Consider the following 25,848-nt stretch of genomic DNA (forward strand, 5'->3'; position numbering starts at 1 on the left):
CGCTGTTGCCGCGCAAATCGCTTTCGCTGGCAAGCCAGCTCCTACAGGGTGCGCAACGCGACCGTATACACCTGACACGTGTAGGAGCCGGCTTGCCGGCGATAAAGATGTTGAAATCCGCTTCGGTGTTGCCAGGTAAACCGCTATCGCTGGCAAACCAGCGCCTACAGGGACGAAGCCATCATGCGTAGCAAAGGCGTGCTGCAGGCCGAGGTGGAAATCCTCGTGCCGTTCTTCGACGTGGACATGATGGAAATCGTCTGGCACGGCCACTACGTCAAGTACTTCGAACAGGCACGCTGTGCCCTGCTCGACCGGCTAGACCACGGCTACCCGCAGATGCGTGACAGCGGTTACGCCTGGCCGGTGATCGATCTGCAGCTGCGCTACATCCGCGGCGCCCAATTCGGCCAGCGCATCACCGTGTGCGCGGATCTGGTGGAGTGGGAAAACCGCCTGAAGATCCACTACCTGATCAGCGACAGCGCCAGCGGCGAGCGCATGACCCGCGGCAGCAGCGTGCAGGTGGCGGTGGACATCGCCAGCCGGGAAATGCAGCTGGCTTCCCCTCAGGTATTCATCGATGCCGTGCAGCGGGTGATCGGATGATCGCCATGGCGCGCTTCGCCCTGCTGCTCGGCCTGGTGGCGACGACGCTATGCAGCCAAGCCGAGCCCCTCACCCTCGACGGGCTCAGCAAGCAGCTGTCGCAGCATGCCGTGGTGCGTGGGCCGTTCATCCAGGAAAAACACCTGCGCGCCCTGCCCCAGCCGCTGACCAGCAGCGGCGAATTCGTGCTCGCCGCCGATGCCGGCCTGCTCTGGAAGCTGCGCAAACCGCTGCAGCAGGACTACCGCATCGACGCCAACGGCATTGCCCGACGCACTACCGACGGCTGGCAGATGCAACCGGGGCGCGACATCGCCGCGCAGCAGAGCCGCCTGTTTCTCGACGTGCTCAAGGGCAACCACAGCGGCCTGGCGCGGGATTTCGACCTGCGGCTGAGCGGCGATGCCAAGGCCTGGACGCTGAGCCTGCTGCCGACCTCGCTGCTGCTCAAGCAGGTGTTCAGCCGCATCGACATCAGCGGTGGCGAGCTGGTCGAGCGTATCGAACTGCACGAAACCCAGGGCGACCGCACGCTGATGCGCATGCCCGCGAGTGTCGTGGATGATGCCCTGAGCGAGCAGGAGCGTAGCGACTTTGCCCGCTGAACCGAGAAACGCGCTCATCGAGCGCCGACTGCCGCGGCTGTTCGCCGTATTGCTGTTGGCGCTGCTGGCGCTGACCGCCTGGCAGTGGCGCCACGGCCCGCCGGTGGCTGCCAGCATGCTCGCCCTGCTGCCCAGCGGCGCCGGCGATGCGCGGCTGCAACAGGCCGAAGCGCGCATGCAGGAGCCGATTCAGCACGACGTGCTGGTGCTGGTCGGCCACCCCGAGCGCGAGCGTGCCGTCGACCTGGCTGCCACCCTGGGTCAGCAATGGCGCGACAGCGGCCACTTCGAACAGGTGCGCTGGAGACTCGACAGCGACCTCGACGCCCTGCGCCAGCATCTGCGCGACAACCGCCTGAACCTGCTCCCCGCGGCCGACCGTCAGTTGCTGATCGAGCAGCCGGAAATCTTCATCCAGCAGCGCGCTGCCGGGCTGTTCGATCCGTTCGCGTCCTTCAGCCTGCTACCGCCGGAACAGGACTGGTTCGGCCTGGGCGGGCGTGCCCAGCAGGCACTCAATTTTGGCGGCCGGGTACAGCCGGATCTGGCCAGTGGCACCCTGCTGGTTCAGGAATCCGGCATGAGCTGGGCCGTGCTGCACCTGCGCAGCCACGGCGACGCCTTCGATATGCAGGCACCACTGGCCATCGCACACAGTATCGAAACCGCGCGTGCCGCTACCGAGGCAGCCGGCGGCCAGTTGCTCGCCACCGGCGGCGTACTGTACGCCGCGGCGGGCCAGAACAAAGCCATGAGCGAGATGACCCTGATTGGCGGTGCCGCCAGCCTCGGCACCCTGCTGCTATTGCTGCTGGCCTTCCGGCGCCCGCGGGTGCTGCTCAGCCTGCTGCCGATCGGCGTGGCCCTGCTCACTGGTTCTGCCGCCTGCGTACTGCTGTTCGGCCAGATCAACGCACTGACCCTGGTGCTCGGCGCCAGCCTGATCGGCGTTGCCGCCGACTACCCGCTGCATTACCTGAGCAAGAGCTGGGGCCATGCCGAGTGGCGCAGCTGGAGCGCGTTGCGCAGCACCCTGCCGGGCCTCAGCCTGAGCCTGGGTACCAACCTGATCGGTTACCTGGCGCTGGCCTTCACGCCGTTCCCGGCCCTTACGCAGATCGCTGCGTTCTCCGCTGCCGGCCTGATCGGTGCCTATCTCTGCTCGGTCTGCCTGCTCCCCGCCTGGCTGGATGGCATGCAGCTGCGCCCGGCTCCGCGCCTGCTGGCCGTGGCCACGCGCCTGCTGAGCTGGCACAGCCGCATACAGAAAGGCAGCGGTAATTTCTGGCTACTCGGCCTGTTCCTGCTGTTCTGCGCGGGCGGTATCTGGCAGTTGCACAGCCAGAACGATCTGCGCCAGTGGCTGGGCAAGGATCCGGCGCTGTTCGCCCAGTCGCAGCGCATCGTGCAGCTCACCGGGCAGCAGCCCACCAGCCAGTTCTTTCTGGTACGTGCGGCCGATGAGGCGCAACTGCTGCAGCGTCAGCACGCCCTCGGCATACGTCTCGACACACTGGTGAAGAGCGATCAGCTGCGCAGCTACCTGTCGCTCAACCAACTGATAGCGCCCGCCGCCCAGTTGCAGTCGCTACGCACTGCCCTGGCAGAACTGCCAACGCATTGGCAAGCGCTGCTCGACCTGGGCGTACCGGCCGCCGCGTTGCAGACCGAGCTGCAGCAACTGCTGGAACAGCCACAAGCGGATCTGGATCAAGCCCTCGCCAGCCCCCTGGCCGAGCCCTGGCGCACACTATGGCTGGGCCGCGATGAAAATGGCGTTGCCGCCATCGTCAGCCTGCAGGGGCAGACCGACAGCGCACTGCTGCAAACCGCCGCAGACGGCCTCGACGGCGTGCAACTGGTCGACCGCCTAGGCGAGTTGAACAGCCTGTTCGCCGCCACCCAGATCAGCGCCGCCGAGCTCAAGCTGGTGTCGTGCCTGGCGATCGTGCTGCTGCTGTGCATACCCTTCGGCATCGGCGGTGCCCTGCGGGTGGTCTGCCTGCCGCTGCTGGCAGCACTCGCCGCGCTGGCCTGCCTCGGCTGGCTGGGCCAGCCGTTGACCCTGTTCAGCCTGTTCGGCCTGCTGCTGATCACCGCCATCGGCGTCGATTACGCCATCCTGATGCGCGAGAATATCGGCGGCCCCGCCGTCAGCCTGCTCGGTACGCTGCTCTCAGCGATCTCCAGCTGGCTGTCGTTCGGCCTGCTGCTGATCAGCCAGACGCCGGCCATCGCCAATTTCGGCCTGGCCATCAGCCTGGGGCTGATGTTCTGTTTTCTGCTGTCGCCCTGGGCCGCACCGCGTCCCGACAAGGAGGTCGTCGCGTGAGCGTGCTCGGTTTCTGGCTGCTGGCTCTGGCAGTCTACGCCCTGGTCGGCAGCGTTGGCGGTCGCCGGCTGATTCCCATCGTCGGCCAATTGCTGGTCGCCAGCCTGGCGATACCCGCCATGCTGCTCGGCTGGGTCGAGCCGCACCTGCAACTGGGCGCCGCGGATCTGCTCGCGCCAACCTGGCTGAACCTGCTCTACGGCCTGTGCTTCGCCTTGCTGCTGGGCTACATCCTCAGCGACGTGATCGACCTCGAACTCAGCCCGGCATGCCTGAAGATCGCCCTGCCGAGCTTCCTGGTGCCGCTGCTCGCCGGTCTGGCCTGTGCCCTCTGGCTGTTACCTGGCGAACGCAGTTGGTTGAGCGCGGTGGGCATCGGCCTGCTGTTTTCCATCACCGCGATCCCGGTGCTCTATCTGTTCCTGCAGAACATCGGCTATCCGCCCGCGGCGACCAAACGCCTGCTGCACGCGGCGATCCTGATGGACTTCATGTGCTGGAGCCTGTTCGGCCTGGCCCAGGGCAGCAGCCATCCGGCAAGCCTGCTGTGGCCGCTGCTGGCCGCCGCCCTGCCCATGCTGTTGCACCTGTTGAAGTTGCGCCACCCGTTGTTCTTCAGCCTGCCGTTCTTCGCGCTGATGCTGCTGTTCCATAGCCTCAAGCTCAACGCCCTGGTATTCGGCATCGCCTACATGCTGTGCCTGGCCTGGATCCGCCAGCCATTGCGCCTGCCGCTGCCGGAACACCTGTGGAAGCTGCTGATGAATGGCCTGGCCGTGCCGTTGATCCTCACCTGCGGCGTTTTGCGCGTGGACTTCCACGGCATCGATGAGCATTACTCCTGGCTGTCGGTCGGCGTACTGCTGGTGGTACCGGTGGTCAGCAAAGTGCTGGGAAGCTGGCTTGGCCTGCACTGGGCGGAGCCGGCTGCCTCGGCGCAGATCAAGTGGCGCGAAAGCCTGCTGCTGAATATCCGCGGCCTGACCGAAATCGTGTTTCTCAACCTGCTCCTGCAACTGCAGCTGATCGATGCCATGGTCTATTTCGGCCTGCTGCTGATGAGCCTGTTCTCTACCCTGCTGCCAGCCCTGCTGGGCCGGCGCGCTTATACAAGCGAGGCGAAAAGCCGCTATGAAGTCTCCTGAAGTCCAACAGCATCAGATCGTCGTAGTCGGTGCCGGCCCATCCGGTGCCATCGCGGCCGCCATCCTCAAGCGCAAGGGCCACGAGGTGCTGATTCTCGAGCGCCAGCGCTTCCCGCGCTTCTCCATCGGCGAGAGCCTGCTGTCGCACTGCCTGGATTTCGTCGAAGAAGCCGGCATGCTCGACGCGGTGCGCGCTGCGGGCTTCCAGACCAAGCATGGCGCGGCCTTCGCCTGGGGCGAGCACTACACCGACTTCGACTTCCGCGAGACCTTCACGCCGAGCTTCGGCTCGACCTTCCAGGTGCAACGCGCCACCTTCGACAAGGTGCTGGCCGACGAAGCCGAGCGCCAGGGCGTGAGCATCCGCTACGAGGAAGAAATCGTCGCGGTGGACTTCAGCAGCGAACAACCGCTGCTGTCAGTGCGCCGTCTCGCAGACGGCCACGAGTACCAGGTGCGCTGCGCCTTCGTGCTCGATGCCAGCGGCTATGGCCGCCTGCTGCCACGCCTGCTCGACCTCGAGCTGCCGTCCAGCCTGCCGATGCGCAAGGCGCTGTTCACCCATATCGAAGACCGTATCGACCACCCGGACTTCGACCGCGAGAAGATCCTCATCACCACCCATCCGACGCTGCGCGATGTATGGTTCTGGACCATTCCGTTCAGCAACGGCCGCTGCTCCCTCGGCGTGGTCGGCCTGGCCGAGCGCTTCGACGGTTACCCGGAGGATATGGACGCCTGCCTCAAGCAGTTCGTCGATGAAACCCCCAGCCTGACCAAGGTACTGGGCAATGCCGTGTGGGATACCCCGGTGCGCGAAATCAGGGGTTACTCGGCCAACGTCAAGGCCCTGCATGGTCCCGGTTTCGCCCTGCTGGGCAACGCCGCCGAGTTCCTCGACCCGGTATTCTCCTCCGGCGTGACCATCGCCATGCGCTCGGCGAGCATGGCCGCCAACCTGCTGCACCGCCAGTTGAGCGGCGAAAGCGTGGATTGGGAACGGGACTTCGCCACCCCGCTCAAACGCGGCGTCGATACCTTCCGCGTCTACGTGGAAGGCTGGTACGACGGCAGCTTCCAGGACGTGATCCATTACCCCAATGCCTCACCCGAGATCCGCAGCATGATCAGCTCCATCCTCGCCGGCTATGCCTGGGACGAGCGCAACCCCTACGTGGCCGAACCTCGGCGACGCCTGCGGGTACTGGCGGAGTTGTGCGCCAGTGCCTGAGAACGCTTCGATGAACCGCGCCGCGGCCAGCTACGTCGAGGAAACCGGTTTCGGTTTCTGGTTCCTGCGCAGCCACGTGTGGCAGCACCATGTGCTGCGCGTGGCCATCGACGATCTGCACAAGCTGATCAGCGGCCCGCTACCGAGCGACGCCGTGCTGCTCGACGCCGGCTGTGGCCAGGGCAAGTCGTTCGCCCTGCTGCAACGCGCTTTCCAGCCGGCCCGCATCATCGGCCTGGATGCCGACCCGCACAGCCTCGACTGCTCGCGCGCCGAAGCGGATCGCCTGGGGCTGGACGTACAATTGATCGCCAGCGACTGCGCGGCGATCCAGTTGCCCGACGCCAGCGTCGACATCCTCTTCTGCCACCAGACCTTCCACCACCTGGTCGAGCAGGAGCAGGCCCTCGCCGAATTCTGGCGCGTGCTCAAGCCCGGCGGCCTGCTGCTGTTCGCCGAGTCGACCAAGTACTACATCGACACCTGGGTGATTCGCTGGCTGTTCCGCCACCCGATGGAGGTGCAGAAGAGCGCCGACGAATACCTCGGCATGCTGCGTGGCCAGGGTTTCGAATTCAGCGAACGCAATGTCTCCTACCCCTACCTGTGGTGGAGTCGCTCGCAGGATTTCGGCCTGCTGGAGCGCTGGGGCATTCGCCGGCCCAAGCCCTTTGGCCAGCGCAACGAAACCCTGGTCAACGCGGCGGTACGCAAACCCTTCGGGCAGGCGCCGGCATGAAGCGCTTGTTGCTGCTCACCTGCGCTCTGGCGCTGACGGCCTGCGCCGCGCGCGCGCCGCTGCCCACGTCTTCGCCAGCGCTGGTAGCGCCGCTGCCGATATCGCTGCAGGTGAACACGGCAGATGGCCAGGACTGGCTGTTGGTGATCCAGGCCGAAGGCAGCACCCTGCGCTGGTCGCTGTTCGACCCGCTCGGCGTGCCCCTGGCGCGACAATCCCTGGCTGGCGGTGCCTGGCACAACGACGGCCTGCTGCCGCCCAATGGCGAGGCGCGGGAGCTGTTCGCCGCCCTGCTGTTCGCCCTCACCGCGGACGATGAACTGGCGCACACCTACGATGCGGCTGACTGGCGGCAGCAAGGCGCGGACAGTCGCCAGCTCGCCCCGCACTGGCGCATCCATTACCAGGCGCCGCTGGCCATCGAGCTGGAGAATGGCAAGCAGCGCTACCGGGTCAGTCCTCTGGAGAGGCAACCATGATCGCTCGACTCGACGCCCTCGGCGTTATCTGCGCCCTCGGCCAGGGCAAGCAGGCGGTAGCCGATGCCCTGTTCGCTGGCGATACCAGCGGCATGCGCCGCCAGGCCGGCTGGATACCCGAACGCAGCGTGACCGTCGGCGCGGTCGAGACGCCTTTACCGGAGATGCCCGCCGGCCAGGAACACGCCCTCAGCCGCAACAACCAGCTGCTGCTGGCCGCAGCCCTGGAAATCCACGACGAGATCCAGGCTGCCATTGCCCGCCATGGCGCCGGGCGCATCGCCGTGATGCTCGGTACCAGCACCTCGGGTATCGCCGAGGCGGGCGAGCATATCGCCGAATACGTGAACAGCGGTGTCCTGCCTGCCGAGTACCACTACAGCCGTCAGGAAATCGTGGCGCCTGCCACTTTTCTCGCCGACTGGCTGGGGCTGAGCGGGCCGGTGTATTGCCAATCCACCGCCTGCACCTCCAGCGCCCGCGCCCTGCTCAGCGCCCAACGCCTGCTGCAACTGGGTGTTTGCGATGCGGTGCTGTGCGGCGGCGTCGACAGCCTCTGCAAGCTGACCCTGAACGGCTTCGCCAGCCTCGAAGCGGTATCCGACGAACGCTGCAATCCGTTCTCGATCAACCGTCATGGCATCAATATCGGTGAAGCCGCAGCACTGTTCCTGATGACCCGCGCGCACGACGACGATCATGTCCCGGGCATTGCCCTGCTCGGCGGCGGCGCCAGCTCCGACGCGCACCATATTTCCGCGCCGCATCCACAGGGCATCGGCGCCCAACAAGCCATGCACAAGGCGCTGAGCGCTGCGGGCCTGGCGGCCGAGCAGATCAGCTATCTGAACTTGCATGGCACCGCCACCACCCATAACGACGCCATGGAGAGCCTGGCGGTGCAGGCGCTGTTTCCCGCCGGCGTGGCCTGTTCGTCGAGCAAATCACTGACCGGTCATACCCTCGGCGCCGCCGGGGCACTGGAGGCTGCCTTCTGCTGGCTGACCCTGAGTGATTACAACACCGCCAATCGCCTGCCGCCTCATGTCTGGGATGGTCAGGCCGATACGCAACTGCCGCGCCTGAATCTGGTCGAGGCGAACGTCCATGACCAGCTGCCAACGGGTGGCCGCCGTTACCTGATGAGCAATTCGTTCGCCTTCGGTGGCAACAACCTGTCATTGATTTTAGGGTCTGTTGACGCTTCAGCACGACCGCGCGCTGAAACGTCAACAGACCCTAGGAGACCTGCCGTGAGTGTCTGGCCCGTCGCCGAGCTGGTGCCCCACGCTGGCGACATGATTCTGATCGACGAAGTGCTGGCGTTCGATGCCGAGCATATCGAGACGCGCCTCGAGGTTCGCCCAGGCGGCCTGTTCAGCCATTCAGACGGCAGCCTGCCGGCATCGGTCGGCATCGAGCTGATGGCCCAGAGCGTGGCCGCCTTCGCCGGTTGCCACGCGCGTCGGGAAGGCCGTGCGGTGGAACTCGGTTTCCTGCTCGGCACGCGCAATTTCACCTGCAACGTCGAGCGCTTCCCGGCCGGCAGTACCCTGCACATCAGCGCCACCCGCTCGCTGCAGGATGACAATGGCATGTGCGTGTTCGAATGCCGCCTGCAAGGCCCGGACATTCTCGTCGAAGCCCGGCTGAACGTATTCCAGCCCCGCGACGTGGCCAGCTACATTCAGGAACCGCCCTTTACTCAGACCCTTTCTCAGGAGCCGCTCCCATGAGCGAGACCATTCTGGTCACCGGATCGAGCCGCGGTATCGGCCGCGCCATCGCCCTGCGCCTGGCGCGCGCCGGTTTCGATCTCGTACTGCACTGCCGTTCGCGCCGCGACGAAGCCGAGGCCGTACAGGCGCAGATCGCAGCCCTCGGCCAGAGCGCCCGCATCCTGCAGTTCGACGTGGCCGACCGCGAGGCCTGCCGCAGCGCCCTGGAAGCCGACGTGGAAATCCACGGCGCCTATTACGGCGTGGTGTGCAACGCCGGGCTGACCCGCGATGGCGCCTTCCCGGCACTCAGCGGAGAGGACTGGGATGTGGTGCTGCGCACAAATCTGGATGGTTTCTACAACGTCCTGCAGCCGCTGACCATGCCCATGGTGCGCCGCCGCCAGCCAGGGCGTATCGTCTGCATCACCTCGGTTTCCGGGTTGATCGGCAATCGCGGCCAGGTCAATTACAGCGCCTCCAAAGCCGGTATCATCGGCGCCGCCAAGGCGCTGGCCATCGAGCTGGGCAAGCGCAGGATCACCGTCAACTGCGTGGCGCCGGGGCTGATCGATACCGAGATACTCGACGAGCACGTGCCACTCGAGGAGATTCTCAAGATGATTCCCGCCGCGCGCATGGGCACCCCGGAAGAAGTGGCTGGCGCGGTGAATTTTCTGATGTCCGAAGAGGCGGCCTATATCACCCGCCAGGTAATCGCCGTGAATGGCGGTCTGTGTTGATCAAGAGCGAAGTGGCACGATGAAGCGCGTAGTCGTTACCGGCATGGCCGGCATTACCTCCCTGGGCGATAGCTGGGACAGCATCTCGGCGAATTTCCGCGCCAATCGCAGCGGCATTCGCGTCATGCACGAGTGGGATCGCTTCAGCGAGCTGAATACCCGCCTGGGTGGCCCGGTGGATGACTTCGTGGTGCCGGGCCACTGGACGCGCAAGCAACTACGCAGCATGGGCCGCGTATCACGGCTGTCGGTGTACGCCGCGGAGCGTGCCCTGGCACACGCCGGCCTGCTGGGCGATGCGACGATCCAGGATGGCCGCATGGGCGTGGCGTGCGGTTCGTCGACCGGCAGCACCGAGGAGATCAAGGCGTTCGGCAACATGCTGCTCAATTCGGTGGCTGACGGTCTCAACGCCAACTCCTACGTGCGCATGATGCCGCACACCACGGCCGCCAATATCAGCATCTTCTTCGGCCTCACCGGCCGGGTGATTCCGACCTCCAGCGCCTGCACCAGCGGCAGCCAGGGCATCGGCTACGCCTACGAGTCGATCAAGTTCGGCCGCCTGCCGCTGATGCTCGCCGGCGGCGCCGAAGAATTGTGCCCCACCGAGGCCATGGTCTTCGATGCGCTCTACGCCACCAGCCTGAAGAACGACGCGCCGCACACCAGCCCGCGCCCCTACGACAGCGCCCGCGACGGCCTGGTGATCGGCGAAGGCGCCGGCATCCTGGTGCTCGAAGAGCTGGAGCACGCCCTCGCCCGCGGCGCCACCATCCACGCCGAAATCGTCGGTTTCGGCTGCAACGCCGACGGCCAGCACGCCACCAAACCGGTACAGGCCACCATGCGCCGAGCCATGGAGCTGGCGCTGGAGGATGCCGCGCTGGCGCCGGAAGCCATCGGCTACGTCAACGGCCATGGCACCGCCACCGAGCAGGGCGACGTGGCCGAAACCCAGGCCACCAGCAGCCTGTTCGGCGCGCGCATGCCAATCAGCTCGCAGAAGAGCTACCTCGGCCATACCCTGGGTGCCTGCGGCGCGCTGGAATCCTGGTTCAGCATCGAGATGCTCAACCGCGACAGCTATGTGCACACCCTCAACCTGGATCGAGTCGACCCGGCGTGCGGCGAGCTGGACTATCTGCGCGGTGAATTCCGAGAGATGAGCCATGAATACGTGATGAACAACAATTTCGCCTTCGGCGGTGTCAATACCTCGCTGATCTTCCGCCGCTGGCGCTAACCGCCCATAGATTTTTCACTGACAAGGAACATGGATGATGTCTCGTTTCAACCGCCTTGCCCTGCTCGCCCTCCTGGTACTGGGTATCGCCGCCTGCACCGCGAAGCCGGTGATGAACATCGAAAACAGTGCGCCGCCCGCTGCGCTCAAGGGCGAAGACGACATGCGCCGGGCGATCCTCGCCGCCCTGCAACGCCGCCAGTGGACGGTGCAACGTGCCGACCCGGGGCAGATCATGGCGTCGATCAGCCGCCGCAGCCATCAGGCGGAGATCAGCATCCCCTATACCGCGTCGAGCTATTCGATCCGCTACCGCGACAGTCACAACCTCGACTACCGCAACGGCAAGATCCATCGCAATTACAACAAGTGGATCCATAATCTGGATCGCGGCATTCAACAGGAATTGAGCAGTCCTTCCCTTCATATGTCCCATTGAACAGTGCCATCAAGGAGATACCCATGAAAGCAAAAGCCTGGACCACTGCTGCGCTTCTCACCGCCGCCCTGCTGCCTGCCGTCAGCCAGGCCCGTGACACGGCCCACTTCCTCGACTTCCAGTCGGTGATCAACGAGGCCACCCAGGCCGGACGCCTGGATGGCTCGGTGAAGTTCTACCTGAACAAGACCCCGGCCGGCGCCAAGATCATCAACGCCAACGTCACCACCAGCCAGAAGACCAATGCCTTCGGTAAAAGTGACGAGGAAGCCTGCAGCTGGGTGCTGCAATCGGCGCTGATCAAGCTGCAGAACTCGGCCAAGGCCGCCGGCGCCAACGCCGTGGTCGACCTGGCCAGCAACTACAAGAACAAGGAATACCGCGACAACGGCAAATACGAATGCCACGCCGGCGCCATCATGGCCGGCGTCGCGCTGAAGGGTAAGTTCGCCAGCGTCAAGTAAGCGAACGGTGTGCCGGGAGCAGCCTCCGCTCTCGGCGACCGGCTGATGGCCGCGGCTCAGAGAATGAAGGGAACGAACATCCGGCTGCGCGCCATATAGTCGCGGTAGGCATCGCCGAAATAGGCCAGGCATTCGCGTTCTTCACACCTGGCGGCGAACCATAGCAGCACGCTGGACAGCGCTGCCAACAGCAACGCCACGGCCGTTGGCTGCTTCCAGGCGATGCCCCAGGCCAGCAACAGTAGCGAGCAGTACATCGGATGGCGGATGTAGCGGAAGACGCCGCTGGTGACCAGCCGCGACGTGCGCTCGAAGGCGAACAACTCATCGTCCTGACGCCGTTCATCGGCACGCCCGAAGCGACGCATCTGGTATACGCCGGCGAACAACACCAGCAGCGAAGCCGTCAGCAGCACCCAGGAAATACGCTGATGCGTGGCGCCACGATCCTCGAACCAGAACGGCGCATTGAGCACCAGCGACAGCAGCATCACCTCCCAGGCGATGAAACGATAAAAACCATGGCTGCGCGGGTTGCCCAACGTCCGCCAGGAAATCCCCGTCAGCACCATGCTCAGCACCACGAAAGCCAGTAATTGCCAGACCCCCACCACACGCCTCCCCAATCGCCCTCTGTTACACTGCTGCGCTCGTACGTCCAGACCGCTCGCCATGGATCGCACCCAACTGCACACACTGCTGCCGCACCAGGGCAAGGCGCTCTGGCTGGACGCGCTGCTCGACCATGACGCCAACGCCATTCGCGGCCTGAGTGGCTGGCACCACCTCGACAACCTCGGTGCAGACGCCTCACCCTGCCTGCTGTTCGAAGCGGCCGCGCAACTGTGCGCTGCACATGGTGCCCTATACGGCGGCGATGACGCCATCGAAATGGCCCTGGTCGGCAAGCTCTCGCAGCTGCAATTGCATCACCAGCCGACACAGCGCGACGGCCGATTGCTGGTCAGCGCGACCCAGGAAGCACTCAGTCCGGCGGGCGCCCTGTACGGTTTCAGCGTGCACGCCGACGAACGCCTGCTGCTCGACGGCAAACTCCTGCTGGTGCTCGTCCGTGCTTGAACTCGAGAACCTCGGCTATCGCTACCCCGAAGCCCGCCAGCCCGCGCTGCTGGGGATCGACCTGCAACTGCAGGCCGGACAATGCCTGGGCCTGCTCGGCAGCAACGGCGCCGGCAAGACCACCCTGCTGTCGCTGCTCAGCGGCGTGCTGCAGCCGCTGAGCGGAAAGATCGTCTGGCAAGGCGAGCGGCGCATCGGCCTGGTGCCGCAGCAACTGGCGTTCTATGCCGGGCTGAAGGTGAAGGAGAACCTCGAACTGTTCGCCGACCTTCATCGGTTGCGCGGCGCTGAACGGCGCCAGCGCCTGGATCGCTGCATCGCCAGCACGGCCCTGGAGGACAAACTCGAACGCCGCGCCGAACGCCTGTCCGGCGGCGAGCAACGGCGCCTGAACTTCGCCATCGGCCTGCTGCAGCCGGCAGAGCTGTATCTGTTCGACGAAGCCACAGTGGGCGTCGACGCCGCCAGCCGGCAGTTGCTGCTCGAGGCCGTCCGGCAACTGGCCGCCGAGGGCAAGGCGGTGATCTACACCAGTCATTACCTCGACGAAGTGGAAAAGGTGGCGGATCGCATCCTGCTGCTTCACGAAGGCTGCGTGCAGCTGGATATCGACAAGCACCAGTTGCTCGGCGACCAGCCGGGGCTGCTTCTGGAATGGCCCGAGCGCATGCCAGGAGCTCTGTTGCCACTGCTCGACGAACTGGGCCTGAGTGTCGAACACCTGCCCACTGGCGTACGCATCGCCTCGCTGGACGTGGCGCAGTTGCTGGCGATCACCCGCTGCATCGCCGAGCAAGCGCAGGCGCCAAGTCTGCTGCGCTTCGGCCGGCCATCACTGGAGCAACTCTACCTGCGCCTCAATGGAGGCCGGTTATGAGACTGCGCGCCCTGGTTCGCAAGGAAATCCTCCTGTTGCTGCGCGATCCACACGCGCTGGCGGTGCTGTTCATCATGCCGACACTGTTTCTGGTGATCATGGCCGGGGCCATGTCCAGCTACCTGCAGGATCGTCTGCCGCCCCTGCAACTGGTTCTCGAAGCAGCACAGCAGAGCGATTCCAGCCGCTTCTTCCAGAGTGCGCTGCAGGCGCAATTACCCGACAGCCAGTTGCTCGCCAGCGGCCCGCCGGAGATGGCACGCATCAGCCTGGCCGCCGACTTCGACGACAGGCTGCTGGATACGCCTCACCAGGGTCCAGCCCTGAGCTTCCCGGCCCAGTTCGACCGCCTCTCGCGCCAGCGCCTGCATGGCGCGGTGACCATCGCCCTGGCACAGACCCGATTGCTCGCTTATCTGCAGGACAGCGGCGCGCTGGAGGAAGGCCTTACCCCGGCCGAGCAGCTCGAGCTGATCCAGCAACGGACCGAGAGCCATATCGACGAGCAGGAACGCCTGGCCAGCGGCGACCTGAGCGACCGAGCCAACGCCACGCAGATGAGCGTGCCGGCCTGGCTGATCTTCGGCATGTTCTTCGTGGTGCTGCCGATGGCCGGCAGCTTCCAGCGCGAGCAGCAGAGCGGCGCGCTGCTGCGTTTTCGTTGCCTGGGCCTGGAGCTCGGCACCCTGGCGTTGAGCAAGATGCTGCCTTACCTGGCCATCAACCTGCTGCAGTTCGTGCTGCTCCTGGGCATCGGCATGCACGGCCTGCCACTGCTCGGCCTGCCAGCGCTGGAACTCAATGGCAGCCTCGCGGCCTATGCGCTGCTGGCGGCGAGCATCGCCCTGGCCACCAGCAGCCTGGGCCTGCTGCTGGCGGCCTTGGCGCGCAGTAGTGAACAAGCCCTATTGCTTGGCGGCGGGATCAATATCATCCTCGCAGCCATCGGCGGCATCATGGTGCCCAAGAGCGTGATGCCGGAGGCCATGCGCCATCTGGCGGAAATTTCCCCGATGAGCTGGGCGCTCGATGCTTTCCTCACCCTGCTGGTGGGCCACGGTTCACTGAACGACGTAGCGCCCGGGTGCACGCGCCTGCTGCTGTTCGCGGCTCTGGCCGGCGCCGGTGGCTTGTTCCTGTTCCACAAACGAGTACAGCAAACGCAATGGACGACACACTACTAGAAGAAAAACTCAAGCAATTGCTGATTCGCGAGTGCGACAAGGAAGACGACATCGACTGGCAGAGCATCGACAACGACGAGCCGCTGTTCGGCCAGCAGAGCCGCATCCAGATGGACAGCCTGGACGCGCTGCAGGTCTCGCTGGCGCTGCAGCAGCACTATGGCGTGCGCATCGAGGGCGCCAAGGACGGCCGACGCATCCTCAACAGCATCGCCAGCATCGCAGCCTTCATCAGGCACAAGCAGTGACCCCCGTCTACCTCCAGCGCGGCGCCCTGCACAGCGCGCTCGGCAGCGATCTGTACGCGGCCAGCGAAGCCCTGCAGCGCGGCGTGCTGCCCGAGGCGGGCACCTTCGTGCTGCACGAACTGCAGCAGCCGCGCGCGTACCTGGGCGTCGCGCCGACCGATGAAAGCCGGGACCAGCATCTCGATCGCCTGATCCGCGAGACACTTGGCGAGGACGCCGGTGCACTGGACGATTGCCTGCTGATCGTTGCCAGCACCAGCCTGGACATCGACGAACTGGAAGAGCGCACGGGCCAGGCCGGCGGCTTCCACCCGGATCACTCGACCCCCCTCGACCTGATCGCCGAGCAGTTGCGCCAACGCTGGGGCTTCGCCGATGCCTTTACCCTGAACACCGCGTGCACCAGCGCTGCCAATGGTCTGCTGTACGGTGCCCGACTGCTCGCCGCGAACCTGTACCGGCGCGTCCTGGTGCTGGCCTTCGAAACCTCCAGCGCGGTGGCCCAGCAAGGTTTCGGCGCTCTGGACCTGATCTCCGCCAGTGGCCACTACCGCCCCTTCCACCCCCAGCGCGATGGCCTGATTCTCGGCGAGGCCTACGTGGCCACGCTGCTGGCACTGGAGCCCGGCCCAGCCCCCTTGGCCAGGCTGCTCGGCGGTTTCAGTGCCTGCGACACCAGCAACCTGACCACCACCCGCGAAGATGGCAGCCATATCGACTGGGTGATGCGCGAAGCCCTGCGCAGCGCCGGCACCAGCGCCGAGCGGATCGGTCTGGTGAAACTGCACGGCACCGCCACCGGCGCCAACGACCGAGCCGAGAGCAACGGCGTGCGCCTGCTGTTCGGCGCGGCGCTGCCGCCGCTGTGCGTGCTCAAGCCCTGGCTCGGCCACACCCTGGGCGCCTGCGGCCTCGCTGAAACCCTGCTGCTGGTGCACAACCTCGGGCATCTTCCGGCTTGCGATTACGCCGGCGAAGCCCTGCTACCACTGCCGGCCAGGCCGCTCGCCATCACCAATGACAGCCTGCTGCTGGCCAACTTCTTCGGTTTCGGCGGCAACAACGCCAGCCTGGTACTGCAGCGCTGCCAGGGAGACGCATCATGAGCCTAGCCATCGCCGCCTGCAGCGTTCGCGGCAATGCGAGCTGCTCCGACAAGGACCTGAAAGCCGCCCTGGGTGAATGGTTGAACAGCCCGCCGCGGCGCATCGACCGGCTGATCCTGCAGGCGCTGCTGTGCAGCGCACCGCTCAAGGCCCAGGTACGCAACGATTGCGGGTTGTATCTGGCTTCGCGTCACCCGGCACGGGCGACCATGGGCTCGCTGCTCGACGCGGTGTGCGTCCACCAACTGCAGCCCAAGCCCTTCGAATTCGTCAACAGCGTCAGCAATGCCGCCGGTTTCCACGTTGCGGCGCAGTTGGGGCTGGAGGGGCCGAACCTGTTCATCGGTGCCGGACCGAATGTGTGGAAACAGCTGCAGGCGTTGGCCGCACTGGATCTGGCCGACGGCCTGATCAGCCAGGCGCTGCTGGTGGTGATCGATGAAAACGACGAGTTCGAGGCCCAGGCGGTGCTGATCAATGGGCTGAGCAAAGCGGCAGATTTTGCCGAGCTAACGGCGGGGATCGACGTGCTGCAGTTGCAGCTATAAAAAAGCGGCTGCTTTTGGCGATAGCGCCCGTAGGATGGGTGAAACCCATCGGCATATTGATGGGTTTCACCCATCCTACGAGCTGTGACTGTGGGAGGGGCCGGGCGGCGATCCGCTTTAGCCGCGAGCCCTTCGCGCCCCAATCGCGGCTAAAGCCCCTCCCACGCAAACCGCAACGTCCGCTTCCGCCTTACTGCAACCCTGGCTCATCCCTTGCGCCTGGCCCAGGCGCCCAACTCCTTCATCAACACCCGTTCCTGATCGGCAATCGCACGCAGCCTGTCGGCGATCGGCCGGAAATCCGGAACCTCGCCCTTGCTACGGCTGGCCCGCACACAGGCCGAGGCGAACTGGCGCCAGTCATCGCCCACCGCGGTCATGCGCACCGAGGCCTCCCGCAGCGTGGTATCCCCGATCTTCTCGCCGGCCTCCTGCAGAAAGCTCGCGTACATGAAGCGAAAGCCCGCACCACCGGTGCCGATCTCCTCCTGCATGCGCACGATATGGGTGAGGTACAGGCGGTTGTACTTGGCCTGCGCCGGATCGAGCGCCTCGACGCGCTTGGCCAGGTGCCCGATGCCGCGAATGCCGATCCACGGCAATGGCATGCCATCGAGGATGCGCGCGGTGGACAACACACTCTGGCGTATCAGCCGCTCCCAGTCCTGGTCGAGCGAGACGTCGTCCAGGTAATACATCAGGCCCTTGGCCGCCAGTGCACCCTTGGCGAAGCGCGCCTTCTGCAGATCCTCGGCGGCGCAACGCACCGGCGCCTCGAACACCGGATCGCTGAGCAGGTACTCATTGCCCTCGCGGCCGTAGGCCAGCAGGTTGTGGGCATTGAAGTGAAAGCGCATCTCCGGCGGGAAATACGGCAGCCAGAACACCGAGCTTTGCAAACCGGCCAAGCGGCCACTGTCGAGCGCAGCGTCCAGGGCAACGCGCCCTTGCTCGGGACTGGAGAAGGTACGGCTGGTCAGGCGCACGCCCAGACGCTTGCTGAGGGTCTTGATCAGGTGACGGGGCGGCATGCGGTAGGCAATCAGCGGCATACCGCCGAGCTTGACGATCGGCAGGTAGGCGAAAGCCAGGCCGGATGCCAGGCCGAACGCCATCGGCTCGCTCATCGGCAGGCCGGCATGGGTCAGCAGGCTGGCCATGACGCCGCTTTCGCAGTGGGCGCTCTGGCGGTGCTCGAACGCGGTCATGGCAGTTCTCTCTGGTAGCGACGCAATTCGTCGACGGACAGGCCGAAGGCTTCGGCATAGCGCGCCAGCAACGCGGTGCTCAGGCGTCGGTAGATCTCCGGGCGAAAATGCCGGCGCATGCGCCATTGCCAGAGCCCGGTGATCTGCGCCAGTGCCGGTTCGTCCATGCGGTAGCGGTACATCAGGTGTTTCAGCGGCGACAGCTCGCCACGACGCCAGGCCGCTTCGGCCTCGGCCGCCTGGGCCTCGAGCTCGGCCACCGCCAACTGGGTGGCGTAGGCTTCGGGCTCCCAGCCATCGCTCTGGGTGCCCTGGTAATGGCCGCTGGCATCCACGGCATAGACCAGCTTGCTGTGGCCGCCATAGGTGGAGCTGTGATCCTGAGGAACCTCGTCAAGCTTCATGGCCGACCACCGTGAGATGCATGAAGGCACTGGAGAAACGCCCGCTTTCCGGCACGTAGCACAGCAGCTTCTGGCCGCTGCGCAGGCGCCCGCCGTTGAACAGCTCGTCAAGGATGATGAAGATCGACGCCGCGCCGGTGTTGCCCTTGCTGGTCAGGTTGGTGAACCAGCGCTCGGCAGGGATCGGCAGGTCGACATTGGCCAGGCCCACGGCCAGGCGTTCGCGGAAGAATTCCGACGAGTAATGCGGCAGGAACCAGTCGATATCCGCCACGCGCAGCTCACGGCGCGTCATGATGCGCCGCAGCGCCTCTTCCACGGTGTACTTGACGATGTTTTCGTTGAGCAGTTTGACGTCCTGCTTGATCGCCATTACCGACTGCCGCGCGCGCTCATCGGCGTCGTAACGGCTCCAGCCACGCAGGCTGCCGTCCTGCATGTCGGCGCCGGCGTACATGCAGGCCGGCATCCGGTCGGCGAACGAGAGAATATCCAGCCAGTCGATACGCAGGCTCAACCCGCTGGCGTTGGGATGCCCCTGCAGCAGCACGGCGCCAGCGCCGTCGGACAGCATCCAGCGCAGGAAATCCTTCTCGAAGGCGATTTCCGGATGGCTCTCCAGTTCGTCGACGCGGCTCTCGTACTCGGCATTGAAGTTGCGCGCCTGCATCAGCGTCGACGCCACTTCAGAGCCGCAAGCCACGGCGTTGCGGCTTTCGCCACTGGCCACGCTCATCCAGGCGTACTTCAGCGCGGTCATCCCGCACAGGCAGATGCCCGCCGTGGTCGCCACCTCACAGGGCGGGTTGCCCAGTTCGCCGTGCACCATCACGCCGTGGCCGGGCATCATCTGGTCGGGCGAAGAGGTGCTGGCGACCAGGCAATCCAGGCTGTCCAGCGCGAAGCCCGCGCCTGCCAGACCACGGATCGCCTCGGCGCTGAGCTGCGCGTTGCTCATGCTCGGCTCGCCGGTGCGTGGATCGATGACGTAGTGGCGCTGCTGGATGCCGTTACGGCGCAAGACCAGCTTGCGCGCACGCGACGGCTTGCCACCGACCATGCCAAGCCGAGCCTCCATCTGCTCGTTGTCGACCGGCTCATGGGGCAGAAACGCACTGATGCGGTTGATGAATACGGGGGTTACCACGGGATTACCTCGAACCACTTCACTCGCCGGACGGGCCGGCGAAGTAGGCCTTTTCACGCTGGATTCGCGCCTTGAACAGCGGGGCCAACATTTTTTTCAACAGGGCACTGATCGGCACCACGGTCAGAATCAGGCAGATCAGGAACACGATGTACACCATCAGCCCGGCGCCACGGCGCTTGCTCTGCTGCGGGCCGAGGGCGGCAAGCAGCCGGCTCCACAGCGTGAAGCTGCGATTACCGACCTTTTCGCTGGCGATCAGCTTTTCATCCACCTTCACCGCACCCAGGCCGCGGAGCATCGGTTGCTCGATGGGCTGCTCGTCAGCCAGCAGGCGGCGCGCCATAGCATCACCGAAGCGGCTGGCATCGGCCATTTCCATCTCGTCGATACCGGCGCGCGGCACCCAGCTGTAGGGTTTCTGTCGACCGGTGAACATCCACAACGGCGTGGCCAGGAAACTCGCCGCCGTGCCGCAGGCATCGGTCAGCACCACATTGTCGACCAGTTTTGCGCCCAACGCCTGCAGGCGCGTCTTGACCTTTTCCTGGGCCATCAGCCACATATTGCGGCAGCCGATCAGGGTCACCACGGGCGTATCCTGCAACAGCCGCGCGGCCTCGGGCGTCGCGAGGAAACTGGTGAACGGCAACGACGGCGACAGGAACCACACCTGATAGGCGAGAATCACCAGGTCGTAATCCTTGTCGGCATCGATTGCCAACGGCAACAGGGGCTGCGGCTGCATCAGCACGGTTTCCGGGAAGATCCGGAAGAAGCCGAGAAAGGGCCACGGAAAGGGAAAAGGCTTGGCCGGCTCCAGCGCCAGGAAATCCACCTGGATGCCGTCACTCGCCTGCAGGGGCGCACAGACCGATTGCACCAGGCGGTTCAATTGGCCAGTCTGTGAGAAGTGAACGACGAGAACCTGACGCATTTAAAGCGAATCCCTGCAAAATGGGCGGATTATGCCACAGAGAATTCTTCAAATCGTAACCAAAGGCTGCACGGTCTGCGCAGTGGTTCTCCTGCTCGGCTCTTTGTCGGCGCAGGCGGGCGATCTGCTGATACGCGTGGAGGACAACCAGAGCGACGCCACGCTGTACCTGGCCCTGGTGGCCGCTGAGCAGGAAAGCTGGGAGCCCATGCTGCGTGAGCTGCAGGGCGCAGGGGAGCAACTGATCCTCAAGGACGTGCCGCCCGGACGCTTCGCCCTGCAGTTGTTTCAGGACAGCAACGGCAACGGTCGCCTCGACCTCAGCCCGCGAGGAATTCCCCTCGAGCCAGTCGGGTTTTCCAGCAACCCGTCACTGTTCAAGGGCAAGCCCAAGCCAAAGGACGCTCAGTTCGAGCACGGTGAAGAGGACACTCTGATCGGCGTACGCCTGCACCAGCCCCGAGGTGGACGCCAGGCGGACTGATGCCGGTCAGCGGTGATACTGAGCGGACAGCTCGTGCACGGCCTCGAGGAAGGCGCCGGCATGGGCCGGGTCGACTTCCGGGGTGATGCCGTGTCCCAGGTTGAACACGTGGCCGCTGCCAGTGCCGTAGCTGGCGAGAATGCGCGCGACCTCGGCGCGGATCGCCGCAGGCTTGGCATACAGCACGGTGGGATCCATATTGCCTTGCAGCGCCACCTGGGCGCCGACGCGGCTGCGCGCTTCGCCGATGTCACAGCTCCAGTCCAGGCCCAGCGCGTCGGCACCGGTAGCCGCCATCGACTCCAGCCACAACCCACCATTCTTGGTGAACAGGATCACCGGGATGGTGCGCCCGTCATGCTCGCGAATCAGGCCGTCGACGATCTTCTGCATGTAGGCCAGGGAGAACGTCTGGTAGGCCGCCGAGGACAGGTTGCCGCCCCAGGTGTCGAAGATCTGCACGGCCTGGGCGCCGGCGCGGATCTGCCCGTTGAGGTAGGCGGTGACCGATTGCGCCAGCTTGTCGAGCAGGGCGTGCATGGCCTCGGGGTTGTCGTAGAGCATGGCCTTGATTTTGCGGAAGTCTTTCGACGAGCCGCCCTCGACCATATAGGTCGCCAGCGTCCACGGGCTGCCCGAGAAACCGATCAGCGGCACACGGCCACCCAGTGCCGACTTGATGGTACGTACCGCATCCATCACGTAACCGAGATCCTTTTCCGGATCGGGAATCGGTAGCGCGTCGACATCCGCGGCGTTGTCGATCACCTTGCGAAAACGCGGCCCCTCGCCGGTCTCGAAATACAGGCCCTGGCCCATGGCGTGGGGAATGGTGAGGATGTCGGAGAACAGGATCGCCGCGTCCAGCTGCGGATAACGATCCAGCGGCTGCAGGGTGACTTCGCAGGCGAACTCGGGGTTCATCATCAGGCTCATGAAATCGCCGGCCCTGGCCCGGCTGGCCCGGTACTCGGGCAGGTAACGACCGGCCTGACGCATCATCCACACCGGCGTGACGTCGACGGGTTGCTTGAGCAGAGCACGCAGGAAACGGTCGTTCTTCAGGTCAGTCATGGCACATGGATTCCAGGGACGGCAGACCCGCCATTGTCGCAAAGCACGGCGAAAAAGACACGGCACCCGGGGCCAGCTGCGGCTTTTGGCCACGGCAAAAGGGGTCTTTATATTCCCTGATTAGGTAAAAGAAAGAAAACGATATATCTAAAACAGAGATTAGACGTGATCGTTAGTTCTTTCTGGTTCTATATTGGAGGCCATCTATAACGAATCGAATCTCGGAGTTCAGCATGGCCCGTCACTTCCGCCTCCCCAGCCGCCGCGCCTTCACCCTGGGACTGCTGGCGGCCGCCAGCGCCTTGTGGCTGCCCTGGCAAGCGGCCCACGCCGAGGGCGCCAAGACCCTGCGCATTGGCTATCAGAAGTTCAACAGCGTGAACATTCTCAAGGGCAGCGGCGCCCTGGAGAAGGCGCTCGAGGCTCAAGGCGTGAAGGTGAGCTGGTACGAGTTCGCCGCCGGCCCGCAACTGCTGGAAGCGCTGAGCACAGGCGCCATCGACCTGGGCCACGCCGCCGATGCGCCCTCGGTATTCGCCCAGGCAGCCGGCAAGCCAGTGGTCTACCTGGCGGCCGAGCAGCCCTATCCCAAGGGCATCGGCATCCTGGTGCAGGATCAGGGGGATATCCAGAACATCGCCGACCTCAAGGGCAAACGCGTAGCCACTGGCCGGGGCTGGAATGCCCAGTACCTGCTGGCCCTGGCCCTGCAGGAAGCCGGCCTGAGCTACAGCGACATCACGGCGGCCTACGTCAACAATGCCGCCGATGCCATCGCCGCGCTGCAATCGGGCTCGGTGCAGGCCGCCACGCTGTGGGACCCCTTCCTCGCCGCGGCCGAGAAGACGCTGGCGGTGCGCAACCTGCGCGACGGCCAGGGCCTGACCAACAACCGCACCTTCTACCTGTCCACGGCCGACTTCAGCAAGGCCAACGCCGCGCTGGTGAAAACCTTCTTCGCGCAACTGGCCGAGGTCAGCGACTGGGCCAACAAGAATCCCCAGCAGGTCGCCGAGCTGCTGGCACCGCAACTGGGCATCGCCCCGGACGTGCTGCTACTGGCCACCCAGCGGCGTGACTACGCGGCCGAGGCCATCACCCCGGCCATCGTCGCCGAGCAGCAGAAACTGGCCGACACCTTCCTGGGCCTGGGGCTGATCCCGAAACCACTGCGCGTCGACGACGCCGTCTATCCAGAATCGCTGTTGCCCTGACCCGGGCGAAGCAGGCGCCTGTCCCGAGGACGGCCCGTCCCGCCTGAACGGCGGGGCGCATCGTTCATCCCGCCTGCGCCCTGTCCTTGAACCGCACCACGGTAGAGCCGCCATGACCTCACGCAAACCGATTCGCTTCAATGCCTTCAGCATGAACGCCGCCAGCCATCAGTCACCCGGCCTGTGGCGCCATCCGCGCAATCGCAGCCAGCAGCACAACCGCCTGCCTTACTGGCTGGAACTGGCGCAGCTACTCGAACGCGGGCTGTTCGATGCACTGTTCATCGCCGATGTGCTGGGCGTCTACGACGTCTATCAGGGCAGCCCCGAAGCAGCCCTGCGCGGCGGCGTGCAGGTGCCGGTCAACGACCCGTTGCTGATCGTACCGGCCATGGCCGCCGTCACCCGGCACCTGGGCTTCGGCGTGACCTTCTCGCTGACCTACGAACACCCCTATCCCTTCGCCCGGCGCATGTCGACCCTGGATCATCTGAGCGACGGCCGGGTCGGCTGGAACATCGTCACCGGGTACCTGGACAGCGCAGCGCGCAACCTGGGGCTCGACCGGCAACTGGGCCATGACCAGCGCTACGAGCTGGCCGAGGAATACCTGCAAGTCCTCTACAAACTGTGGGAGCGAAGCTGGGAGGACGGCGCGGTCAACCGCGGCAATCCCCACGGCCCGTACATCGACCCGGACAAGGTGCACCCGATCGGCCACCACGGCGCCCATTACCAGGTGCCCGGCATCCACCTTTGCGAGCCATCCCCGCAACGCACCCCGGTGCTGTTCCAGGCCGGCGCCTCGCCCCGGGGCCAGGCCTTCGCCGCCCGCCATGCCGAATGCGTGTTCATCAGCGGCCCGACCCAGACCGTGCTCAAGGGGCTGGTGGACGGTCTGCGCCAGGCCCTGCACGACGCCGGCAGACAAGCCGAAGAACAATTGATCTACGCCCAGGCGCTGGTCATCGTCGCGCCGAGTCGCGCCGCCGCCGAAGCGAAACTGGCCGACTATCGCCGCTACGTGGACGTCGAAGCCGCACTGGCGCTGCTCTCCGGCTGGACCGGCATCGACCTGTCGAACCTGCGCGGCGACCAGGTGATCGAGTACCTGGAAAACGATGCCGGACGCACCGCCCTGGCGTCCTTCACCCGCAGCGACCCGAACCGCCAGTGGACGGTGGCCGAGGCCGCCGAGTTCGTCTGCCTGGGTGGCCGCGGGCCGGTCATGCTCGGCTCACCCGGCGAGGTCGCCGACCAGTTGGAGGAATGGCTGGACGCCACCGGCATCGACGGCTTCAACCTGACCTACGCCGTCGCCCATGACGACCTCGACGCCGTCGTCGACCTGCTGGTGCCCGAACTGCAACGCCGCGGCCGCTACCGGCAACACTACGAGGCCGGCAGCCTGAGGCACCAGCTGTTCGGCCGGGGCGACCGGCTCGAGCCGCGCCACGCCGCCCATCAGGCGGCTATTTAGCCAGTTCGAGGCGACGCCGCCCTTCGGCATCAGCCGTGCGCATGGCCGCCAGGACACTGCGGGCATCCACCGGGAAGGGTTCGTTGTGGATGCTCTCGCCCACCGCGCAGGCCAGTTCGGCGGCACGCAGCAGGTAGTCGTCGCCAACCTCGCTCAGGCCGATATCGGCCAGGGTCACGGGCAGGCCGATGGCGATGCAGAAGGTGTACACCTCATCGATCAGGGCCGGCTCGCTGTCGCGCAGCATCAGCATGCTCAGCACGCCGAAGGCGACCTTCTCGCCATGCCAGTAGTCATGGGTTTCGTCGAGCGCGGTGAAGCCGTTGTGGATCGCATGGGCCGCGGCCAGGCCACCGCTTTCGAAACCCAGGCCGGACAACAGGGTGTTGGCCTCGATGACATGTTCCAGCGCCGGCGTCACCACCTGCTGCCGACAGGCCTGCAGAGCCAGCGGGCCGTACTCCAGCAGTGTGTCGTAGCACAGCCGGGCCAGGGCATGGGCCGTACGCGGCCCCGGACGGCCGGTCATGTTGGCGGCGCCGCGGATGCGGCAGTCCTCGGCCTCGAACCAGGTGGCCAGGGCATCGCCCATGCCGGAGACCAGAAAGCGCGCCGGGGCCTGGGCGATGACCTGGCTGTCGACCAGTACCAGATCGGGATTGCGCGGCAGGATCAGGTAACGCTTGAAGGCCCCCTCGGCGGTATAGATCACCGACAGCGCGCTGCACGGCGCATCGCTGGAGGCCAGGGTCGGCACCACCGCCACCGGCAGGCCCAGCTCATGGGCCAGGGCCTTGGCGGTATCCAGCGCCTTGCCGCCGCCCATGCCGACGATGACCTGGGGCTGGCTGTCGCCAGCCAGCGTCACCAGGCGGCCGATTTCCTCGTCGCAGCATTCGCCGGCGAAACGTACCTTCAGGCATTCGACATGACCGGCACAGGCCTTTTCCAGGGACGCGCCCAGATGGTCGTCGGCGAAGGGATCGAGCAGCGCCAGCGCCTTGCCGCCGAAACGCGACAGCTCGACACCGAGCTGTTCGAGAGCGCCGCGCCCCTGGACATAACGGGATGGGAAAATGGCAGTGGTAAGCATGGGAACCTCCTGAG

28 protein-coding genes and 1 pseudogene are annotated in these 25,848 nt (G+C 65.4%); 22 read left to right on the top strand and 7 right to left on the bottom strand.

What is annotated here, in order from left to right:
- Window positions 1–183 precede the first annotated feature (183 nt).
- From DNK34_RS04825 to DNK34_RS04880, 13 genes and pseudogenes are all read left to right on the top strand, one after another.
- Entirely contained in the window at window positions 184–609 is a 426-nt protein-coding gene (locus tag DNK34_RS04825; protein ID WP_131174385.1) for an acyl-CoA thioesterase, read from the top strand.
- Window positions 606–1,214 (top strand): outer membrane lipoprotein carrier protein LolA, encoded by a 609-nt coding sequence (locus tag DNK34_RS04830; protein ID WP_131174386.1) that lies wholly within the window; start codon window positions 606–608, stop codon window positions 1,212–1,214. The genes DNK34_RS04825 and DNK34_RS04830 overlap by 4 nt, the downstream gene beginning before the upstream one ends.
- Window positions 1,204–3,546 carry an MMPL family transporter gene (locus DNK34_RS04835; protein ID WP_242675110.1) on the top strand — a complete coding sequence of 781 codons (2,343 nt, stop codon included), beginning with the start codon at window positions 1,204–1,206 and terminating at the stop codon, window positions 3,544–3,546. Before DNK34_RS04830 ends, DNK34_RS04835 begins: the two co-directional genes overlap by 11 nt.
- A complete protein-coding gene (locus tag DNK34_RS04840) occupies window positions 3,543–4,691 on the top strand; it encodes a sodium:proton antiporter (RefSeq protein ID WP_131174387.1) in 1,149 nt (382 codons plus the stop codon). Before DNK34_RS04835 ends, DNK34_RS04840 begins: the two co-directional genes overlap by 4 nt.
- Entirely contained in the window at window positions 4,678–5,922 is a 1,245-nt protein-coding gene (locus DNK34_RS04845) for an NAD(P)/FAD-dependent oxidoreductase (protein WP_131174388.1), read from the top strand. Before DNK34_RS04840 ends, DNK34_RS04845 begins: the two co-directional genes overlap by 14 nt.
- Before the next feature lie 10 nt (window positions 5,923–5,932).
- Window positions 5,933–6,661, top strand: coding sequence for a class I SAM-dependent methyltransferase (locus tag DNK34_RS04850; RefSeq protein ID WP_131174432.1), 729 nt, complete (start codon window positions 5,933–5,935; stop codon window positions 6,659–6,661).
- Complete coding sequence (locus tag DNK34_RS04855; protein ID WP_131174389.1) at window positions 6,658–7,140, top strand: hypothetical protein; 483 nt, start codon at window positions 6,658–6,660, stop codon at window positions 7,138–7,140. Before DNK34_RS04850 ends, DNK34_RS04855 begins: the two co-directional genes overlap by 4 nt.
- Window positions 7,137–8,333: pseudogene (locus DNK34_RS04860) on the top strand (beta-ketoacyl-[acyl-carrier-protein] synthase family protein); the annotation flags it as partial. The gene DNK34_RS04855 and the pseudogene DNK34_RS04860, both read left to right, overlap by 4 nt.
- Before the next feature lie 60 nt (window positions 8,334–8,393).
- A complete protein-coding gene (locus tag DNK34_RS25670) occupies window positions 8,394–8,876 on the top strand; it encodes a hotdog family protein (RefSeq protein ID WP_165493586.1) in 483 nt (160 codons plus the stop codon).
- On the top strand, window positions 8,873–9,601 hold the full coding sequence (fabG, locus tag DNK34_RS04865) for a 3-oxoacyl-ACP reductase FabG (protein ID WP_131174391.1): 729 nt from the start codon (window positions 8,873–8,875) through the stop codon (window positions 9,599–9,601). Before DNK34_RS25670 ends, fabG begins: the two co-directional genes overlap by 4 nt.
- Window positions 9,602–9,620: 19 nt before the next feature.
- Window positions 9,621–10,847 (top strand): beta-ketoacyl-ACP synthase, encoded by a 1,227-nt coding sequence (locus DNK34_RS04870; RefSeq protein ID WP_131174392.1) that lies wholly within the window; start codon window positions 9,621–9,623, stop codon window positions 10,845–10,847.
- Between the two features lie 37 nt (window positions 10,848–10,884).
- Window positions 10,885–11,286: a hypothetical protein gene (locus tag DNK34_RS04875; protein WP_207390734.1), complete on the top strand. Its 402-nt coding sequence runs from the start codon at window positions 10,885–10,887 to the stop codon at window positions 11,284–11,286.
- A 23-nt stretch (window positions 11,287–11,309) separates the two neighbouring features.
- A complete protein-coding gene (locus DNK34_RS04880; RefSeq protein WP_131174394.1) occupies window positions 11,310–11,750 on the top strand; it encodes an excinuclease in 441 nt (146 codons plus the stop codon).
- Between the two features lie 56 nt (window positions 11,751–11,806).
- Here DNK34_RS04880 and DNK34_RS04885 read toward each other — a convergent pair whose 3' ends face one another.
- Window positions 11,807–12,361 carry a methyltransferase family protein gene (locus DNK34_RS04885; RefSeq protein WP_131174395.1) on the bottom strand — a complete coding sequence of 185 codons (555 nt, stop codon included), beginning with the start codon at window positions 12,359–12,361 and terminating at the stop codon, window positions 11,807–11,809.
- 61 nt (window positions 12,362–12,422) lie between these two features.
- On the opposite strand from DNK34_RS04885, the gene DNK34_RS04890 reads away from it, so the two are divergent.
- Genes DNK34_RS04890 through DNK34_RS04915 form a run of 6 tightly spaced genes read left to right on the top strand, consistent with a single transcriptional unit; the run spans window position 12,423 to window position 16,793 of the window.
- Window positions 12,423–12,830, top strand: a complete 408-nt coding sequence (locus DNK34_RS04890; RefSeq protein WP_131174396.1) for a hotdog family protein — start codon at window positions 12,423–12,425, stop codon at window positions 12,828–12,830.
- Window positions 12,823–13,707, top strand: coding sequence for an ABC transporter ATP-binding protein (locus DNK34_RS04895; protein ID WP_131174397.1), 885 nt, complete (start codon window positions 12,823–12,825; stop codon window positions 13,705–13,707). Before DNK34_RS04890 ends, DNK34_RS04895 begins: the two co-directional genes overlap by 8 nt.
- Entirely contained in the window at window positions 13,704–14,891 is a 1,188-nt protein-coding gene (locus tag DNK34_RS04900; protein WP_131174398.1) for an ABC transporter permease, read from the top strand. The genes DNK34_RS04895 and DNK34_RS04900 overlap by 4 nt, the downstream gene beginning before the upstream one ends.
- Window positions 14,873–15,139, top strand: coding sequence for an acyl carrier protein (locus DNK34_RS04905; protein ID WP_131174399.1), 267 nt, complete (start codon window positions 14,873–14,875; stop codon window positions 15,137–15,139). The genes DNK34_RS04900 and DNK34_RS04905 overlap by 19 nt, the downstream gene beginning before the upstream one ends.
- Complete coding sequence (locus DNK34_RS04910; RefSeq protein WP_131174400.1) at window positions 15,136–16,245, top strand: beta-ketoacyl synthase N-terminal-like domain-containing protein; 1,110 nt, start codon at window positions 15,136–15,138, stop codon at window positions 16,243–16,245. Before DNK34_RS04905 ends, DNK34_RS04910 begins: the two co-directional genes overlap by 4 nt.
- Entirely contained in the window at window positions 16,242–16,793 is a 552-nt protein-coding gene (locus tag DNK34_RS04915; RefSeq protein WP_131174401.1) for a hypothetical protein, read from the top strand. The genes DNK34_RS04910 and DNK34_RS04915 overlap by 4 nt, the downstream gene beginning before the upstream one ends.
- A 206-nt stretch (window positions 16,794–16,999) precedes the next feature.
- Here DNK34_RS04915 and darH read toward each other — a convergent pair whose 3' ends face one another.
- Genes darH through DNK34_RS04935 form a run of 4 tightly spaced genes read right to left on the bottom strand, consistent with a single transcriptional unit; the run spans window position 17,000 to window position 20,489 of the window.
- Window positions 17,000–18,001, bottom strand: coding sequence for a BtrH-related acyltransferase DarH (gene darH / locus DNK34_RS04920; RefSeq protein WP_131174402.1), 1,002 nt, complete (start codon window positions 17,999–18,001; stop codon window positions 17,000–17,002).
- Window positions 17,998–18,405 (bottom strand): DarG family dialkylresorcinol biosynthesis protein, encoded by a 408-nt coding sequence (locus DNK34_RS04925; RefSeq protein WP_131174403.1) that lies wholly within the window; start codon window positions 18,403–18,405, stop codon window positions 17,998–18,000. The genes darH and DNK34_RS04925 overlap by 4 nt, the downstream gene beginning before the upstream one ends.
- Window positions 18,395–19,552 (bottom strand): beta-ketoacyl-ACP synthase III, encoded by a 1,158-nt coding sequence (locus DNK34_RS04930; protein WP_131174404.1) that lies wholly within the window; start codon window positions 19,550–19,552, stop codon window positions 18,395–18,397. The genes DNK34_RS04925 and DNK34_RS04930 overlap by 11 nt, the downstream gene beginning before the upstream one ends.
- A gap of 19 nt (window positions 19,553–19,571) precedes the next feature.
- On the bottom strand, window positions 19,572–20,489 hold the full coding sequence (locus tag DNK34_RS04935) for a dialkylrecorsinol condensing enzyme (protein ID WP_131174405.1): 918 nt from the start codon (window positions 20,487–20,489) through the stop codon (window positions 19,572–19,574).
- An 82-nt stretch (window positions 20,490–20,571) separates the two neighbouring features.
- Between DNK34_RS04935 and DNK34_RS04940 the strand changes: the two genes are divergently transcribed.
- Entirely contained in the window at window positions 20,572–20,973 is a 402-nt protein-coding gene (locus DNK34_RS04940; RefSeq protein WP_131174406.1) for a DUF2141 domain-containing protein, read from the top strand.
- 6 nt (window positions 20,974–20,979) lie between these two features.
- Here DNK34_RS04940 and hemE read toward each other — a convergent pair whose 3' ends face one another.
- Window positions 20,980–22,047, bottom strand: a complete 1,068-nt coding sequence (gene hemE, locus DNK34_RS04945) for a uroporphyrinogen decarboxylase (protein ID WP_131174407.1) — start codon at window positions 22,045–22,047, stop codon at window positions 20,980–20,982.
- A 233-nt stretch (window positions 22,048–22,280) separates the two neighbouring features.
- On the opposite strand from hemE, the gene DNK34_RS04950 reads away from it, so the two are divergent.
- Entirely contained in the window at window positions 22,281–23,261 is a 981-nt protein-coding gene (locus DNK34_RS04950) for an aliphatic sulfonate ABC transporter substrate-binding protein (RefSeq protein ID WP_131174408.1), read from the top strand.
- Between the two features lie 112 nt (window positions 23,262–23,373).
- Window positions 23,374–24,741 (top strand): LLM class flavin-dependent oxidoreductase, encoded by a 1,368-nt coding sequence (locus tag DNK34_RS04955; protein ID WP_131174409.1) that lies wholly within the window; start codon window positions 23,374–23,376, stop codon window positions 24,739–24,741.
- Here the strand turns inward: DNK34_RS04955 and DNK34_RS04960 are convergent.
- On the bottom strand, window positions 24,734–25,834 hold the full coding sequence (locus tag DNK34_RS04960) for a glycerol dehydrogenase (protein ID WP_131174410.1): 1,101 nt from the start codon (window positions 25,832–25,834) through the stop codon (window positions 24,734–24,736). The two genes, DNK34_RS04955 and DNK34_RS04960, sit on opposite strands and share 8 nt — an antisense overlap.
- Between the last annotated feature and the right edge of the window lie 14 nt (window positions 25,835–25,848).

The organism is Phytopseudomonas dryadis (assembly GCF_004327355.1).
Lineage (GTDB): Bacteria > Pseudomonadota > Gammaproteobacteria > Pseudomonadales > Pseudomonadaceae > Aquipseudomonas > Aquipseudomonas dryadis.